The organism is Maribacter aquimaris, assembly GCF_014596745.1.
GTDB lineage: Bacteria > Bacteroidota > Bacteroidia > Flavobacteriales > Flavobacteriaceae > Maribacter_A > Maribacter_A aquimaris.
Map to the genome: position 1 here is coordinate 361,098 of NZ_JABTCF010000002.1, position 18,148 is coordinate 379,245.

Sequence of the window (18,148 nt, forward strand, 5' to 3'; positions counted from 1 at the left end):
AACATAGATCAGAAAATTATTTTCGTTAATGATATTCCTCATGCAGCCTTCTTTTTTTCATGCGTTATTTCCTATAATGGTGTTGTGGCATTGTTGGCTTATTTTTAGAAAACCCTTTACTTAACTTTTATCATCATTATTTTATCCTAAGGTATCTTAAATTAGTATTAGGTAATCCCTGGTCATTGAAATCATTGCCCATTTGGTTATTCTAGAAGGTATGTTTCGAGCGGATATGCTTTAGTGTACAAAACAGCAAATACAGCCTTTGCTCATAGACGGTTCTTAGCAAAATGAAACATATTACATAAATTATGACCATTCTATTCTTTTCTAACAAGAAAGAAGTTATTACAGGATGGATAGATTAAATGCATTCCGTAATTTTAAAGTCGCAAAAATGGACTTAATTCTGCTTTTTGTTATTGTGGAGGTAGGGGGTTAGTTCGTTTGATTTAAAATAGGGAAATTTGATGGAATACTATATTTTTTATAGTCCATCATTATTAAGGAATAAAATTTAACGAATCTAGTAATGGATAAAAAAGTAATTGTGTTAACAGGGGCCGGTGGGGTTCTCATTAGTGCATTGGCAAAGGCCTTTGCTAAAGAAGGTCATAAAATCGCGGTTTTGGACCTGAAAAAAGAGGCCGCCGATAAGGTTGCTGATGAAATCAATGGTCAAGGAGGAACCGCTATAAGTTTGGTTGCCAATGTATTGGAGAAAGAATCCCTCGAATTGGCAAAAAAGGAGGTCAATAGCCAATTGGGACCGTGTGATATTCTGGTCAACGGTGCTGGGGGCAACCATCCTTCGGGAACCACAAGCAACCCTTATTTGGAAGAAAAGGATTTACTCAAAACAACGGAGGGTTTCAAGACTTTTTTTGATTTGGATGTCAACGGTATCCAGTTCACCTTCAATCTTAATTTTATAGGTACTTTATTGCCGACACAGGTATTTGCGAAAGACATGGTGGGCAGAAAGGATTGTAGTATCCTGAATATTTCCTCCATGAATGCCTTTACACCACTGACCAAAATCCCGGCCTATAGTGGGGCAAAAGCTGCGGTTTCCAACTTTACCCAGTGGTTGGCCGTACATTTTTCCAAAGTTGGGATACGTGTAAATGCCTTGGCTCCAGGATTTTTCCTAACGGATCAAAATAGGGCCTTATTGTTAGGGGCAGACGGGGCTTTGACCCCAAGGGGGAATACGATAATAGGCCAAACACCCATGGGACGCTTTGGAGAGCCCGAGGATTTGATAAGCACAGCTTTATGGCTGAGTGATAAGGGTGCCTCTTTTGTTACAGGTGTTGTTGTGCCCATAGATGGAGGTTTTAGTGCTTTTAGCGGTGTTTAATAATATAGAATTATAATACGAATGACTTTAGAACAGACTTGGAGATGGTATGGGCCCAATGACCCAGTATCTTTATCAGATATTAGACAGGCAGGCGCTACGGGAATTGTTACCGCCTTGCATCATATTCCGAACGGACAGGTATGGACGGTTTCGGAAATCACAGAAAGGAAAAAGGAAATAGAAGCGGCCGGACTCACATGGTCGGTCGTTGAGAGTGTGCCTATCCACGAGGCCATCAAGACCCAGGCTGAAGGGTATATGCAGTATGTTGAAAATTATAAGCAAACCCTTTTGAATTTGGGCGAATGTGGCATCGATATCGTGTGCTATAATTTTATGCCCGTATTGGATTGGACCAGGACCGATCTTGACTATGAGGTAAAGGATAGTTCCAGGGCCTTGCGATTTGAAGCTGCCGCTTTTGCCGCTTTTGAATTGTTTTTATTGAAACGGCCTGGTGCAAAGGAAACCTATACGGAACAGGAAGTGGTTGCCGCAAGGGATTATTTTGCAAATTTGACCGAAGAAGGCAAACAACAACTGACCAATAATATCATTGCAGGGCTTCCAGGTGCCGAGGAAGGATATTCCTTGGAGGAATTCAACTCCATTTTAGCAACGTATGATGCTATCGATGAAGTAAAGTTGAAAAAGCATTTATTCGAATTTTTGGGACATATAATCCCGGCCGCCGAAAAAGCAGGGGTTTTAATGTGTATACACCCCGATGATCCTCCTTATCCTATTTTAGGCTTGCCGCGTGTGGTAAGTACCGAACAGGATATTGTAGAGCTATATAAGGCTGTCGATAGTCCTAATAACGGACTCACATTCTGTACGGGGTCTTTTGGTGTGCGCAAGGACAATGACCTCCCGGGTATGGTGGAACGTTTAGGGGAACGTATCCATTTCATCCATCTTCGAAGTACCCAAAGGGATGCCGATGGGAATTTTCATGAGGCAAACCACTTGGAAGGCGATGTAGACATGTTCAATGTCATGAAGGCATTGATCACGGAGCATGAAAGGCGGAAGTCCAAAGGAAGAAAAGACTTGCGAATGCCGATGCGTCCCGATCACGGACATAAGATGCTTGATGATCTGAGAAAAAAGACCAATCCAGGATATTCCGGCATTGGACGATTAAGGGGATTGGCAGAACTACGAGGTCTGGAATGGGGTATAAGAAAGGCGCTTTTCAATCAGTAATGGTACGTTTATATCCTTACTATAAGATAGTAAAAGAACACTTTTAAAAATAGTTTGAAATACCGGCATTGGTAGGGTTCAGCAATGCGTCTATTCCTATAGCCGTTATCTCCCTACCATGGTCAATGCACTGGGAATCGGGAATTTCCAATTACATTTTTATTTCGGGTTGGCGGGGTAAACCTGGATGATGGCGCCATGTCGTTGAAATAACAGAATTAAAATAATATCATGGGTATGGAATTATTCAGTTTAAAGGGAAAAATCGCTTTGGTTACCGGAAGCACACACGGATTGGGAATGGCCATGGCCAAAGGATTGGGCAAGGCAGGGGCGACCTTGGTCGTCAACGGTAATTCGTCACAACAAAAAATCGATGCTGCGGTAAAGGAGTATGAAAACGAGGGAATCAAAGCCTTTGGTTATCGATTTAACGTGGCCGATGAGACCTCGGTAATAGCAGCCATAGGTAAGATTGAACGGGAGGTAGGCCCCATAGACATCTTGGTCAATAATGCGGGAATCATAAAACGGACTCCTTTGGAGGAAATGGAAGTGGCCGAATTTAGACAGGTCATCGATATTGATTTGGTGAGTCCGTTTATAGTGTCCAAACATGTCGTAAAATCGATGATTGCCCGTAAGCATGGTAAGATCATCAACATCTGTTCCATGATGAGCGAACTGGGTAGGGATTCAGTGGGTGCTTACGCTGCCGCTAAGGGCGGACTTAAGATGCTGACAAAGAATATGGCGACGGAATGGGCCAAACACAATATTCAGACCAACGGGATCGGACCTGGTTATTTTGCGACCTCACAAACAGCTCCCATTCGTGTTGATGGACATCCGTTCAATGATTTTATCATTAGTCGCACCCCAGCTGGAAAATGGGGAAATCCTGATGATTTGGCCGGTGCGGCCATCTTTTTGGCATCGAAGGCCAGTGATTTTGTGAACGGGCATATTTTATATGTTGATGGGGGAATATTGGCGACTATCGGAAAACCATCAAACGAAGATTAAAACAAATGGCTGTGAAAAGAAATCCCCTTCCACCTTGTTCTACATCAATTCTATTTTTGGGGGAAGAAACATGATCGAATACTAGGATTATAGTCAAGATTAGCAGATTCTTCAAGACTGGGAATTGAACACCGGAATCGCGGTGCCCGAGGTTCCAATGGCAGGCTGTGGGGACCATTAAACCGAAAAAAAGGATGAGGGTAATCTCTTTTTCCTATTGAAACCAAAACCGATAAAGTGTTTTGTCATACAGGTTTTCGTTGGAAAAAAAGGGACAGTTTAATATCATGGAAGAATGCAATGCTTGTTTAAAGCGATTTGCAGGGATTGAAGCATCCTTTGCAAATTAGGGTTGAGTAAACAGAAAAGTTTAAAGGGCTAATATACTCGTTACCTGTGGGTTGTAGGCCTTTTCTATATTCATTTGTGTAGGCTGAAGGGTTGAATATTATTAACCCTTACCGTTGCAAATAAATAATCATGGGTTAATATAGATTCCTTTTTTTTCTTCAAAAATTCAAATTTTGTTTGACATTTTCGAAAGACAAAAATCCATAGTCATTTGAGCGTGGTTTTTCTAGTGTATCGATCGAGGTAGGATCCGAACCTTCTAGCGTCTGCGGGGAAGATGCTACAATTTTATTTTTAATGTATTTTAGGTTGCTGATTATCATTCCTTTATAAAATATTATAGGGAAAATAATAATAAAGAAATAGCTGTACGCCAATGTGATTTCTACAGTTCATGTATCTTCAATGGAACATAGCTTCACTAAAAACTGATTAATAAACATTTTGAACCTAACAATCTGTTATATATCAGATTGTGGAAGTGAAACGCAGATTACACTGCAATGTGCGTTTTTGTATAAATATCAATAAGGTTGTATATCGTGAACCTTAATACTAAATGCATCTGCTAGGTAGCCTTTACCATTATTAGTTTAGAATTTTCCAATGGGCTTTTTTAAATTCATTTTTACTTCAATATAATAATCTTCTTTCTTTAATAGTTTCCCAATTTTATAAAACAAAGGTCTTTTAAATGATATATTCTTCGCTAATTGGACAAAGAATATAGTCAAAAATGTTAAAATCGTAAAAACTATTTATTTAACAATAAAATAACATATATTTGGTTATCCAAATTGGTCGACCAATGTGGGTAACCAAAGGAAGAATAAAACGATAACTAACTAAAACCAACAATGTACATTCAATGAAACTTTACGGGTAAATCAAAAAAAGGGTAAGAGCCAGCCTATCCAAATCGCGATGTTCACTTCTTTTCAAACAGAAGTAATTCGTTAAAACATGTACTACTTTTCAAAAGCATGCTTTTATAGAACTAGGTGAAAATCCATTGGATTCTTCAAAAATGTGTTTTTTGAAAGGAGTAGGGATGTTGACATTCTTATATCCTATTCATCAATACTTCTTAACGGTATTGATCGGTAAAAATTATGAACATAATAAGATTACAAATGAATTTAAAAACCAAATTAACTTTAGTTGCGGTAATGTTGTTCAATATATCATTATTTGCACAAGACGGATATGTGCTCTCGGGTACGGTAACCGATTCGGACAATATTCCAATCCCTGCTGCCAATGTTGTTATTTTAGGTACAACATCAGGTACGGCAACGGATTTTGATGGTAATTATTCTATTAAGGTGTCAAATGGGGATGTTTTACAATTCTCTTATTTAGGATTTGTAACACAAACAGTAACTGTAAGTGGTCAACAAAAATTGAACATTACATTTGTTACTGATGCGGCCCAATTGGATGAAGTGGTTGTAATTGGATACGGTAATCAATTAAAGACCAGTGTAACAAGTGCCTTAACTGAAGTTTCAGGCGAAGATATAGAGAATGTTTCCGTATCCCGTGTTGAAGATGCACTTAAGGGTCGGGTGGCCGGTTTAAGAATCCAGACAGTTGCATCAGAAGCAGGAGGTGACCCTAAGATTACTTTGAGGGGGCCTGGGTCTATAACAGGTTCTTCATCGCCACTAATCGTGGTTGATGGGGTCGTGTTAGGGACCGATGCGGACATATTGGGTTCTATTGATAATAATAACATTGAGTCGATCAGTGTTTTGAAAGATGCGTCATCCGTGGCGATATATGGTTCCCGAGGTGCCAATGGGGTGATTTTGATTACACTGAAAAAAGGGGTTACCGGTAAAACTAAATTCTATTACAACACATTTACCGGATATAAATATGCGACGAAAAATGATAACTTCAATACGACGATAGCTGACGAAAGGGCTAGGTTGAATGGACTTCAAGGTGTAGTTGACGGAATATCGCCAGATAGTGAGAATTACGACAGAATCATTGGGGACTACAATTCGGCGTATGCAGAACTTGAGGCTATGGATTTTATAGCTTCCTTAGGGGGTGGCGAATCCAACTGGCAGGATGAAATTTTCAACGGGGGCATCATTACGAGTCATTCATTGGCGGTAAGAGGGGGTTCTGAATTAACAAACTATTCAGCTTCTTTTGGATATCTAGACGATGAAGGTATTGTGTTGACCGATAATTTCGAGAAATATAATGCGAGGATAAAAGTTGACAGTAAATCTAAAAACGAGAAAATTAAATTTGGGGCGAATTTGCGTGCCAATTATAACAATCAAGTTAAGGTACCGACAAGATTTACGGATCCTTTAAGGCAATATGGGTATTTGCCCCTTTATTTAAATGAAGAACATTTAAAGTACATCACCCAATCGGATCCTGGTGATGCTGGCGCCCAATTTGAAAATATTGGGGTTGGCAGTTATGGTTTTTCCAGGGCTTTTGACCATGTGTTCACCGTTGATCCCAATAACCCAAGGGCAATAGCCAGAGATCCGAATACAGGTCTTCCATTGGTGAGTGATTTAACTTCCGGTGGATTGACATTGTCAACTACTAAAAACGTACATCCTTTAGTGCATTATCTAGAAAGGTCTAGATTAAAGAAAAAGTTAAGTTTAAATGCATCTTCCTATATTGATTTTGAATTGGCAGAAGGACTTAATTTTAAACAGACCATATCCGGTGTTTTTAGACATAGTAAGACCAATGATGCGGATTATCTATATGGTCAGGAAAATAGGGAACAAGAGTCTTACCGATTGGAAAGAAGGGAAGAATTGAACCAATATGCATTCGAGTCCCTGCTTAGGTATACCAAAAGCTTTGGAAAACATAGTATAAACTCAATACTTGGATTTGAGTATACCCACCGGGATTTTTATATACAAGAGTCGGAGGCCGTAGGTTATACCGATGATTTCAACAATAATATTGCGCTTGCGGATGGAGGGACCACTTATACCGATAATGGAACCGATAAACTGGTTTCATATTTTGGAAGGTTGGATTATGATTATGACCAAAAATACCTTTTACAAGTTTCTGCCCGTACCGATGGTAGTACCAGATTTGGATCCAATACAAGGTTTGGTTTCTTTCCTGCAGCTTCTGTAGGTTGGGTAATGTCAAATGAAGATTTCTTGTCCCAAAGCGATTTTGTTACATTTTTGAAATTAAGGGCTAGTTATGGTATTTCGGGTTCCAATGAAATATCCAGCGACATATTTGAATCGCTTTACAGGTTTGATGAGACATTCAGCACTATCGGTTACAATGGAACTACCGGCGTTAAGGCGGTAACCCTTGCCAATGCGGATTTAGGATGGGAGAAATTAATAGAATTCAACCCAGGTATCGACGTTACCTTTGGGAGAGGGCTTTTGACACTTTCTGCGGATTATTATACAAGAACAAGTGAAGACTTGATTCTTTTTGCTCCAGTAGCTGCCACTTACGGTACGGACAATTGGTTGCAGAATATAGGGGAGGTTAAAAATGAAGGTGTTGAATTGGAATTGAATTCCAGGATTTTAACCAATGAAAACTTTAGTTGGTTGGCGTCAGGTCAGTTTTCTTTGAATAGGAATACGGTTCAGAGTTTAGGTAATAATGAACAGATCATTTCCAGGATCGATCAGGATACCAGACCTACGGAATTTATAGCTAAAGTAGGTCAACCGATAACCTCTTTTTACGGATGGGTTTATGATAAGGAAATTCCATTGGAGTGGGTAGACAATCCTTTTAATAGATTTAATAACGATTATGCCGATGTTTATGTAAAGGATTTGAATAATGATGGAATCATCGATGATGAGGATAGAACCGAATTAGGTAGTCCTTATCCGGATTTTACTTGGGGGTTTAATTCTGATTTTAAACTTCACGATTTTGATTTTTCATTTCAATGGCAAGGATCTCACGGTGCCGAAGTAAGGGTGGCCGATTTGGATCAGCTGTATTATGCCAGTGAATCAGCCGTAAACGAAGTTGCTAGTTTCCCTGATGCCGATTTAACGGTCCATAGAAGATATACAGATGACCATATTCAAGATGCATCCTTTGTAGCGCTAAGAAATATTACGCTAGGTTTTTCATTCCCGGAAAAATTTACTTCCAAATATAATATAGACAGACTTAGATTGTATGTAACGGGTGAGAATTTACTTTTCTTCACAGCAGCAGGTTATGAAGGGTTTAATCCTGAAGCGGCCGGTCAAACATCCGATAACGCTAATACGCCGTTAACAGCTGGATATCAAAGAGGAGATGGTCCCGTGGTTAGAACAATTTCAGTAGGAATGAACTTTCAATTTTAATTAATTATGAAAAATATATATAAAAATATAGTAGTTTGTTTTTCGATCATGGCCTTATTTACAGGTTGTGAGGAAGAGCTTGATCTTAGTAACCCTACGGCACTTTCGATAGAAGAGTTGCTGCAGACCGACAATGGATTCGAATTATTGGCAAATGGGGTTTTAGATGCATATCAAAAGGTTCCTGCCAATGAATTTTTATTGACTGAGTTAAGATCGGATAATGTTAGGGCGAATTCTGAAAACGGAAATTATCCAGCAATCAATGCATATAATGTAGATGCGAACAATGGTGATGTCGCTACATATTATTCCAATAATATGCATACCATTAAACATGCAAACACTATTATAGATAATAAGTTTTTGGCCCCTGAAGATCAGCAGTATACGGTTGGTGAGGCTTATTTCATGAGGGCTTTGTGCCATTTCAATTTGGTAAGGGCTTATCAAAATGTGCCTTATGTGGATAAGGTTGTCGATATCACCACGGAAGAGGCTCTGGATTTTCCCCAACTACCCGAAGCGGAAGTTTACCAGAGGATAATCAGTGATTTTAAAACATCGATTGCTTATTTAAATGGGGTGGAACAAAATAGATACCGTCCTTCTGAGGGGGCCGCTATTTGTTTGGCCGCTAAAGCGTACTTAAGTCAGCCTGTCCCTAATTATACTGAGGCAGAACTTTTATTGGCATCGGTTGTGGAAAACCACACCACGTATAATTATGACCTACTATTTACCGAAAGGGATAATGCCGAACAGTTCGAGTTCAATGCGGATCCATTGGATACCAGTGTTGACCTTTTAACGGACGCGGAGTATAATGCAAATTTGGTGATCGATTATGGTCATGTGTTCGGTAATTCGATTTCTGATGGGTATACAGATGGAGTGCTTGATGGTTCTTGGTCTAATAATCCCGCCTTTGAAATCAATGATGAAGTAATATTTTCAATAGCCTACGATTTAGTGAGTAGTGATAATTATGTAACTAGCGATAGCGGTTTGGATGACCAAGTTGAAACTGATTCCGAATCCCATAGTTTTGCCATGACACTTCAAGGTCCGTCCAATGGTGTGAATATTGCATCTCTTGACTTTTTGGAAGTCATGAACCCTGAATTACAACCTGTTAGGTTTTATGCCAGTATAGATGCATTATCATACAATCCAACAGTGGAAACCAATGATACTTTTAATGCTAAATTCCCCACAGAAGGTGAGATAGGGGATAATGATTGGATCGTTTTAAGATATGCAGATGTGTTATTGTTGTATACCGAAGCGATTATGGCAGGGGCGAACAGTACTACCGATTCAAGGGCAATAGATGCATTCAACCAAGTTAGGGCAAGGGCCGGTCTCGAAGAGGTGGCCAATTTAACAAGGCAGCAATTATTGGATGAAAGAAGGGTTGAGTTTGTATATGAGAACCAACGCTTGTATGATCTAATACGATTTGGTGAAGCGGATAATGTTTTATCGGAGTTTTCAACTGAAAATAGTTTGTTCTATACAAGTGAAAAGAAATATCTTCCTTTCCCACAAAGGGAAATTGACAATTTGCCCAATTTTTATACACAGAACAACGGATACTAAAAACTCATGATTATGAATAAATATTTATATAATTTTAAGTATATGGTTTTAGGGATATTTGTATCCCTGACTTCTTGTGTCAGTGATAACTTAGCTGACATAGGTGACTTGGAAGATATTACAGGTCCGACTCCCTTTTATAATTATACCAACATTACTTCCTCGGAATTCGACTGTAATGATGTTGAATTATGGGCTAATTATGAATATAATTTTCAAGCTGGTTCAAACTTGGCAGTGAACGGTATATACTATGAATGGACGGTAGTACCTTCTGAAGGTGTAACGTTGATCAATAAGGATCTTCCTGTTCTAAAGCAATCGATCGAAGCTGAGTTGGCCACGGTTGTAGCATTGGAAGATGAAATCGCAAAACTCGAATTTAAGATTCCTTGTGAGACAAATCAAGATAAGATCGATGTCTTAGAAGCTGATATAGATGCCCTACAGGTTGAATTGGCAGCAGCTGAAGCGGCACTTTCAGAAGAGACTTTGCAAAATGTTGCAGATCTGGAAAGTCAAATAGCTGCATTGGAGCCGGCAACGTTACAAGATCGTGAGTTGATCTTTTCGTTTCCGGGCCCTGGTGAATATACCGTTGGCTTAACGGTAAAGGATAATTTGGGTAAATCGGATTATACAGAAAAATTGATTACGGTCAACCAGGCGGTACCAACGATTCCGCTACCTGAAATTGCCGAACCTAGTTTTGAGGTAAATAGCCTATTCGATGGAACAGGTGACGGTAGGGATTCATGGAGGGTTCCTAGTAATGATGCATGGAGTCCACTTGGAGGTGGTACAACTGTAATCCAGATCAATACGGATTCAGATCCAGTAAATACCCCAAATTTACCGGATGGGGTAAAAGCGGCCAAATTCCCTGCAGGGGGTGATAGGGTTGCATATCAAGAAATAGAGGTTACTCCTGGAGCAACATATGTCATAACTTATTTCAGTGCTTTCGAAGAGGATAACTATGGAGAGATGAAGGTTTCCATATTAGCTCCAAATACATCGAGTTATGCGGAAGCACAGCTTGAGGCTAACATCATTGCTACAAGAACCGATAATAATGTGGGTAGGGTTGATAATGTATTCAAAAAACATGCGATAACCTTCGAAGCAGGGGAATATGAATCTGTGATTATTTTTGCAACAAACTCAGGTGTTGAATCTAGGCTGGATGCATTTGAAATTTCAGTAAAACAATAATAGCATCTTAAAATATTACTATTATGATCAATAAAATAATTAATAAATTCAATAGAAGATTTTTCACTTCGTGTTTTATGTTTTTGGGTCTTTTATCATGTGTTGATAATGGTTACGAAGAATTCGTGGCTCCTACCGGAAACGTAAATAACATTCAGCCCAATACATTATTTACCGCAACAACCGATGCAGATGATGACCTCTCAGTGGTGTTCAGAAGTTATTCGACGGATGCAGCTTCATATTCATGGGATTTTGGGGACGGTAATACGTCAACTGAAGCAAATCCGGATTATACGTATTCAACCGGTGGATTGTACATGGTTAAATTGACCACTGTAAGTTCCGATGGTTTAACAGCTGTGGATTCATCAGAGGTAGCTCCTATTTATGTTGATTTTGATTTTACCACGATAGATTCAGAAGTGATTTTTGACAATCTAAGCAATGGCGTCAGTTCATTGATTTGGGATTTTGGTGATGGGGTAACTGTGGAATGGGATGTAGAGGATACGGAAGATGATTCTGACTTTAACCCAGTTCACATATATGCTACGGCAGAAACATTTGAGGCAACACTTACAGCGACTAACTTTTTGGGTGATGAAGTTTCCGTTTCCAAAAATATAGAAGGATTGATTTTATCCACGGTTCCTGATTTTACTTTTGAAGTTTCTTCTTTTACTGTAGATTTTACAGATGCTTCACTTTTGGCTGTTTCCCATAGTTGGGATTTCGGGGATGATAATTCCTCTACAGAAGTCAATCCAACGCATACCTTTGCCACTTCCGGCACCTATAATGTAACATTGACTACCACAAATGAAGCCGGTGTATCCAAAAGTATTACGAAAGCCGTTCCGGTCGGAGGGGTAGAGCCTACATTTAAAGCAATTGTTTTAAACGGTACCGCAGATGACCATCAGACCGAAACAGGTGATAACGCCGATGCTTGGGATATGACCCCGAATAGTACGGTGGTCGATGACGTTCTAGGAACAATAGATAGTCCATATAGGGCACTTTGGTATAATTCAGAGTTGAATGGTTACATTGATGAGACCTATTGTACAGACGAACAACCAGGGTCTTCAAGTGATGGTTCCTATGTTGACGGGGAAAAGACGAGAGCAGTTAAACTTAGCAGTTGGTGTCGACGTTTATACCAAGTTGTAGCTGTTGAACCAGGCGTGGAATATACTTTTACCATTGATACGCGTTCAGAAGCAGAAGGAATTAATACTGAGGTGTTTATCTTGAACACGGAAATAACTACTGAGGTAGGTATTGAAGATTATGCCGATGCTTATTTTACGATTACGAATGATTTTAATTCGAGTAAAGGTTCGGCCTCTGATAATACATTTACGACCAATACTTTTACTTTCAAACCATCATCCGATAAAATCGTGATTTATGTACGATCATTGAGTGCGGTTGATAGTAGTAATGAAGTATTTATTGATAACATAGATATAATCACACCAGGTTTTTAACCTAGGTTGAATGGAAACTTTTATAGTTTGGAATAAATTTTTTGGGTGTACTCAACGTGTTGTTTATAAAACTACCATAGTAGTACACCTAAAAAATTAAATTAATTTACAAAAATGAAAATCTTTCGTAAAGAAGTATTTACCATTTTAATTTTGACATTTTTATCTCTTAACGCTATTTGTCAAGAAAAGACAAGTAGCGTTTCGGATTTAGACACTAAATCTGAAAAAACAGTAAAGAAGAAAAAAAAGAAAAGAAAGAAGGTAAAACTTCCCGAAATCGATTTAAGCCACTGGAAAGTCACCCTACCGGTTGCCAATGAAAACGGGAAGCCTTATGAGATTGACCCGCCTGGGATTCTTGATTTCGCATCAAATGAAATAGCTAGGCCTTATATGTATATAGATTCTACGAAAGGGGCAATTGTATTTTATACATTGCCTACAGATTCAAAAACTGCAAATACAAAGTATACGAGGTCAGAATTAAGGGAACAAATGGAGCCAGGAAACAATAATGTCAATTGGACCTTTAAGCAGGGGGGCATTTTGAAAGGTAAAATATCTTTGGAAGAGATTACCAAGGATTCCGAAGGAAAATTCCATAGAACGATTATCATGCAGATCCATGGGCGTTTGACCAATGAACAAAAAGAGTTGATAGGGGCAAAAGACAATAATGCACCCCCTATATTGAAGATTTATTGGGATAAGGGTAAAATCAGGGTTAAAACAAAGGTCCTTAAAAATCTGAATGCATCCTATGAGGAGATGTTACATGAGGAAGCTTGGGGGGATGATGACGGGTTTAATTTTGAGCAACAAGTGGATTTCAGAAAGTTCACCCTTGAGGTTAGGGTAACAGATGGCAAAATGGTTGTTATCTTGAATAATAACGAGTATAAGGTTTATGAGAATATCCATATGAAAAAGTGGGGTATTTTTGAAAATTACTTTAAGGCGGGAAATTATTTTCAATCGAGGGATAAAGGGGCCTTTGCGAAGGTTAATTTTTATGAATTGGAGGTAGAGCATTGATTGGCGGTTATAATGAAATTAAGCAAATACGGGTTTTGATTTTGAGGTAATATCCAACTGCGGAGAATAGATTTATTGAGGTTGTTTTACAGAGAGAAGGCCTTTTAGCTTGCTAAAAGGAATATCCCATATGGTTTTTAAATGGAAAATGGTCAGGGCATGCCCTGACCATTTTTTATATTTTAGGATTTACATCGTATGCCGTGATATCGTTTTTCGCGCCTACTTCAATGCTATTCATTAAAATGTACATATTCCTTACGGTTGGCATCCTCACATATAAATGAAAGGTCATTGTTATATAATCCTTTGTAATCCAAATAAACCTGTCCGCAATTGGTTTCATTATAATGGTTGATTATTACTAGTTTTCCGGCATCCAGAAAACTTTGGGCACCGGATTGATCCCACCAATTTTTATCGTCGCTATAGGATTCATACAATACCCCATCAAACTCAGAGGCGTTTTCAACGAGATTTTTGGCCATGCATTTCATCCCTTTGGAATGCACATAGTCACAGAGCTTTTGATAATATGCAATGCCTTCGCTTTGGGTGACCTGAAATCCATACGTAGCCCTTAATTCATCATCGTATATCCAATCCATATTGTCAAACTCTACCCAATCAAAACCCCAGTCTGCGATTTTGTCAATCCTACTTTTCATAATTTCAAGAATACCGGTAGTAGTCGAGTTTACAAAATATTCATCAGGCCATTGTCCCCATGAAGAAGAGACAAGGTAGGGTTGTAGTTGTTCAAAGTCCTCCCGATAGGTTTCCCCAGTGCCAATACTAATGTAGGCGCCAACCTGATTGTTATTCGCTTTAATTCCGTTAATATGTTCCACGACATCATCTTGGAAAGGATCTAATAGTACATAGGCGTTCATGGCTTTGTCTTTGATATCGCTGATTTTGTCTTTTTCAAAATTCTCTTGGTATGCCTGGTTATAGACGGGAATGGCTTTGTTGGTATTTGTGCCGGTTGATTGGTCGCTATTGGAGCAAGAGGACAAGGAGAACACATACAGTAGGAGTAAATAGAATTTCATGGTTCATTTATTTAAGATGATCGGAAATGAAGTTAAAAATACGTATTCCCATTCGGTTTACCCCATTGAAATCGAACGCTATATTATTTGGGGATAAAACCAATTATACAATGTTATGAAATAAGTATGGAAGCTTAACATGACGACCGTAGAGGATATGGTTTGGTTGTTTCATACTGATGTTGGTCATTTACAGAAAATATTCTATTACTTGATCGATTAACTTGGAACCATCAAGATCCCTCTGGGTTTTAAATTTGGACAAGTTATCGGCCCATTGCGAGGTTCTGATGTTAAAGGGAGGGTTTTCTGATTGGAATAAATATTCCAAATACATAACCGGTTTTAATTTATACCAAGGAGAATGCAAGGGGGAACATGGGTTGATTGGGGTACTTTATTGACTTGGGGAATAGGGTTTAAAACTATATACCTCGATTTGATTATTCGATATTTTAAGTTGTGATGATTGCGATTCAGGGTAATTGATTATAGATAAACTTTCTTTTAATTGTCTCCCAAGTATAAAAGATTATTTTCGCTTACAAATTTCGAACATGATGAAACTAAAAGGTATTTTGCTTCTTTTTTTACCGCTTTTTTGTCTATTTCTTTGCGGATACGATACGTTTTCACAAGACACCAATACACCTGAACTTTATTTAGATCCTATCTTTAAAGTGAATTATGGAGACGCGACGGCGGATAAGCCCCAATCAAAATCGTGGACAAACGATTATGGGCAATGGCTTGTGGTAGGTGATGAGGACGGACCTAAGCTATTGAAAAAGGATGGCCTTGGCTGGGCGAGTCAATCTGCGGTCAATCGTGCTTGGCAAACCTTACCGAGTAGGGCAGATGTATGGAACAAGGGTGATGAGGTGCATATCGTATTCGTTGATGAATGTGCCTTGAATGTCGTTCAAATGACGTATTCCAAACATCGCGAACGATATAAACAACGGAGAAGCAGGTATCTTCCTATGCCTACGGACTGTCAAACTCTTGAAACTGCTACCATTACCCAGGATTCAAAAAATCAATTTTGGGTTTGTGCGGACATGAATGAAAAAATCATGGTTTGGCATTCTTTCAATGGCAGGGTTTGGTCTGAACCATTTGCGCTTGCAGATGATATCAATAATGACGATATATCCCTAATAGTTACATTAAAGGGCCAAGTATCGGTTATCTGGTCCAACCAAAACACACAATCCATCAATGAACGGATCCATATGGATGGGGATGATCCCGATCAATGGTCAGAGCCTATAGTTGTTCAAGAAGGGGATAACAATGCGGACGATCATTTGAATGCTACCGTTTTTAAAAATGGACAAATGGCTATGGCTACCAAGAACAGTGTCGATATCATCAATCAACCTCAGTTTGTATTGCGGTTAAGGGATAAGAACGGTCAATGGACCAACATTCCGTATGAGAATCTCAGAACAGAAAGGAGTCCTAGCCGTCCTATAATCAATCATATTGAACAAGGAAGGATATTTGAGGTTCATACCGTAAGGAACCGGGTAAATAATCGATATTTTATTTCTGTCAATGAAATAATAAGAAAGGGAGATGGCTGGGAGTTTAAGGAGCTCATCCAACTAAAAACCAAAATAAATGGAAAAAACGGTGATGTTACTTCGAGTAAGGCTGGTTTTTTACCGGATGAACCTAAGCTTATATTCTTCTCCGATGATTTAGGCCATATTTATTCGTTTGATCTAGATACGTTATTATAGGTCAATTTGTTAATTATTTTATTGGGTACAATTCAACCTTAATAAGGCTCCGGTAGTTTTTTGGGTTTCAAACTGTTGTTAAGCAACATGCTTTATACTTGGCACAGTTCCACTTTAAAGCTCCAAACTTCTTTTGGAATCTTTGAAAAATAAAAAACCACACTCTTGTGAGTGTGGTTTTTTGAGAGTGGTGATGGCAGAAGGATTCGAACCTTCGACCGCCTGCTTAGAAGGCGCTTTTTTTAGTTTCCCATAGATTCTTTTAGATTCCTTTAGACTTATATATCATTGAAAAACAGCAGGTTGTATACATTTGATATCATATGATGTCAAATGGCATCAAATAAAACTATGCACAAACTATGCACATTTTTGATTATCTTACAGTTGAAACCTATGAGATATGGCACGAGCAAGATTAATTTTAGACGTACGTCTGCATTCAAAAAACACGGAAGGATTATTTCCGATTGCATTGCGGGTGTATCATAAGAAGCAAAGAATTGTCCGACTTCCCTTTTTTACTTCCAGTGACGGATGGGATGATAAAAACATGGCATTTAAGAAATCGGCAATTGCTAATAGGGAACAGGATTGCGATGAAATAAATAAAGAGCTGAACGATAAATTGTACTCGGCCAAATCAATAATTGATAAACTTGGTAAAGTTATCAATGAGATATCTGTTGATGTCCTAATAGAAAATATTAAGGAATCCTGGGATAAGAAATTAGACTCCGATTTAAAAAAGAACCTCTCCAATGAAATATCTTTATCGGAGTGGGGACAAGTTTTGATTGATCGGAAATTGAGGGAAGGAAAGCCCAGTACGGCCAAATGGTATCAAAATTCAATAGCCGCATTTGTAAACTTCAATAATGGCGAACCTATTAAACTCTATCACCTGAACGTGACTTTACTAAAGGAGTTTGAACTAGTTAATAAAGCTAAGGGAAATTCAAATAACGGAATAAGTGCCTATATGCGTGGGGTTAGGGCAATATACAATAGTGCTATAAAAGAAGATAGGTACGTCCCGATCAAAAACCCATTTAATCATTACAGAATACCAACAACCCGACGTACCAAGAAGAAGGCTCTCTCCAAAGAAAGTATAGTTACCATTAGAAATTTAAAATACAAGAAAGGTTCCAATCTTTGGCACACCCAAAATTATCTATTGTGTATGTTCAATTGTAGGGGCATGAACTTAATCGATCTCGCAAAATTACGGTTAAAAGATATAGGAGAAAGTCGAATTTTTTACGGAAGAAGTAAAACAGGCGATCCTCTATCGGTTAAAATAACAGATGAATTTGCGAGTATCTTAGAATATTATAAAAAAGGAAAAAGCCCAAACGATTTTATTTTTCCCATTGGTTATGATGGGTCCGTTGAAACGTTCACAAAGTATAAATCCGACAGAAGGTTAGTTAATAAGTTATTCAAGATAATTGGTGAAGATGCTGGTATCGAAGAAAAGATCACCTCCTACTACATCCGTCATTCTTGGGCCACTATTGCCAAAAACATGGGGATTTCTACTGAGATTATTAGTGAAGGCCTGGGACATCATTCGGTTAAAACCACTGAAATTTACTTAAAGAGCTTTGATAATTCTGTTTTAGATGACGCTAATGAGCAAATCGTTTCTTAGCTCCTTGTTACCATTAATAGCTCGATAAAAATTTCC

11 protein-coding genes are annotated in these 18,148 nt (G+C 38.6%); 10 read left to right on the forward strand and 1 reads right to left on the reverse strand.

Features of this window, described 5'->3' with window-relative positions; genetic code table 11:
- The first annotated feature begins 535 nt into the window (after window positions 1-535).
- From HPE56_RS05665 to HPE56_RS05700, 8 genes are all read left to right on the forward strand, one after another.
- On the forward strand, window positions 536-1,366 hold the full coding sequence (locus tag HPE56_RS05665; protein WP_188242799.1) for an SDR family oxidoreductase: 831 nt from the start codon (window positions 536-538) through the stop codon (window positions 1,364-1,366).
- Window positions 1,367-1,387: 21 nt separating this feature from the next.
- Window positions 1,388-2,578, forward strand: a complete 1,191-nt coding sequence (gene uxuA / locus HPE56_RS05670; protein WP_188242800.1) for a mannonate dehydratase — start codon at window positions 1,388-1,390, stop codon at window positions 2,576-2,578.
- A 231-nt stretch (window positions 2,579-2,809) separates the two neighbouring features.
- The gene (locus HPE56_RS05675) at window positions 2,810-3,604 is read left to right on the forward strand and encodes a gluconate 5-dehydrogenase (protein WP_188242801.1); all 795 of its coding nucleotides are present in this window, start codon (window positions 2,810-2,812) and stop codon (window positions 3,602-3,604) included.
- Between the two features lie 1,463 nt (window positions 3,605-5,067).
- Entirely contained in the window at window positions 5,068-8,301 is a 3,234-nt protein-coding gene (locus HPE56_RS05680; RefSeq protein WP_223170198.1) for a SusC/RagA family TonB-linked outer membrane protein, read from the forward strand.
- Window positions 8,302-8,307: 6 nt separating this feature from the next.
- Window positions 8,308-9,903 carry a RagB/SusD family nutrient uptake outer membrane protein gene (locus tag HPE56_RS05685; protein ID WP_188242803.1) on the forward strand — a complete coding sequence of 532 codons (1,596 nt, stop codon included), beginning with the start codon at window positions 8,308-8,310 and terminating at the stop codon, window positions 9,901-9,903.
- A gap of 12 nt (window positions 9,904-9,915) precedes the next feature.
- Window positions 9,916-11,118 (forward strand): hypothetical protein, encoded by a 1,203-nt coding sequence (locus HPE56_RS05690; protein WP_223170199.1) that lies wholly within the window; start codon window positions 9,916-9,918, stop codon window positions 11,116-11,118.
- A 23-nt stretch (window positions 11,119-11,141) separates the two neighbouring features.
- Complete coding sequence (locus HPE56_RS05695) at window positions 11,142-12,614, forward strand: PKD domain-containing protein (protein WP_188242805.1); 1,473 nt, start codon at window positions 11,142-11,144, stop codon at window positions 12,612-12,614.
- A 114-nt stretch (window positions 12,615-12,728) separates the two neighbouring features.
- Window positions 12,729-13,652: a polysaccharide lyase family 7 protein gene (locus HPE56_RS05700; RefSeq protein ID WP_188242806.1), complete on the forward strand. Its 924-nt coding sequence runs from the start codon at window positions 12,729-12,731 to the stop codon at window positions 13,650-13,652.
- A gap of 233 nt (window positions 13,653-13,885) precedes the next feature.
- Here the strand turns inward: HPE56_RS05700 and HPE56_RS05705 are convergent, their stop codons facing one another.
- A complete protein-coding gene (locus HPE56_RS05705) occupies window positions 13,886-14,707 on the reverse strand; it encodes an endo alpha-1,4 polygalactosaminidase (RefSeq protein WP_188242807.1) in 822 nt (273 codons plus the stop codon).
- A gap of 557 nt (window positions 14,708-15,264) precedes the next feature.
- On the opposite strand from HPE56_RS05705, the gene HPE56_RS05710 reads away from it, so the two are divergent.
- Both HPE56_RS05710 and HPE56_RS05715 read left to right on the forward strand, forming a co-directional pair.
- Window positions 15,265-16,455: a hypothetical protein gene (locus HPE56_RS05710; protein ID WP_188242808.1), complete on the forward strand. Its 1,191-nt coding sequence runs from the start codon at window positions 15,265-15,267 to the stop codon at window positions 16,453-16,455.
- 403 nt (window positions 16,456-16,858) lie between these two features.
- Entirely contained in the window at window positions 16,859-18,112 is a 1,254-nt protein-coding gene (locus HPE56_RS05715; protein WP_188242809.1) for a tyrosine-type recombinase/integrase, read from the forward strand.
- The last annotated feature ends 36 nt before the right edge of the window (window positions 18,113-18,148 follow it).

Bases quoted from the DNA above. Each gene is read 5' to 3' on its own strand.
- HPE56_RS05715 (WP_188242809.1), top strand. From the start codon at position 16,859: ATGGCACGAGCAAGATTAATTTTAGACGTACGTCTGCATTCAAAAAAC.
- HPE56_RS05700 (WP_188242806.1), top strand. From the start codon at position 12,729: ATGAAAATCTTTCGTAAAGAAGTATTTACCATTTTAATTTTGACATTT.
- HPE56_RS05695 (WP_188242805.1), top strand. From the start codon at position 11,142: ATGATCAATAAAATAATTAATAAATTCAATAGAAGATTTTTCACTTCG.
- HPE56_RS05710 (WP_188242808.1), top strand. From the start codon at position 15,265: ATGATGAAACTAAAAGGTATTTTGCTTCTTTTTTTACCGCTTTTTTGT.
- HPE56_RS05705 (WP_188242807.1), bottom strand. From the start codon at position 14,707: ATGAAATTCTATTTACTCCTACTGTATGTGTTCTCCTTGTCCTCTTGC.
- HPE56_RS05675 (WP_188242801.1), top strand. From the start codon at position 2,810: ATGGGTATGGAATTATTCAGTTTAAAGGGAAAAATCGCTTTGGTTACC.
- HPE56_RS05680 (WP_223170198.1), top strand. From the start codon at position 5,068: ATGAACATAATAAGATTACAAATGAATTTAAAAACCAAATTAACTTTA.
- uxuA (WP_188242800.1), top strand. From the start codon at position 1,388: ATGACTTTAGAACAGACTTGGAGATGGTATGGGCCCAATGACCCAGTA.
- HPE56_RS05665 (WP_188242799.1), top strand. From the start codon at position 536: ATGGATAAAAAAGTAATTGTGTTAACAGGGGCCGGTGGGGTTCTCATT.
- HPE56_RS05690 (WP_223170199.1), top strand. From the start codon at position 9,916: ATGAATAAATATTTATATAATTTTAAGTATATGGTTTTAGGGATATTT.
- HPE56_RS05685 (WP_188242803.1), top strand. From the start codon at position 8,308: ATGAAAAATATATATAAAAATATAGTAGTTTGTTTTTCGATCATGGCC.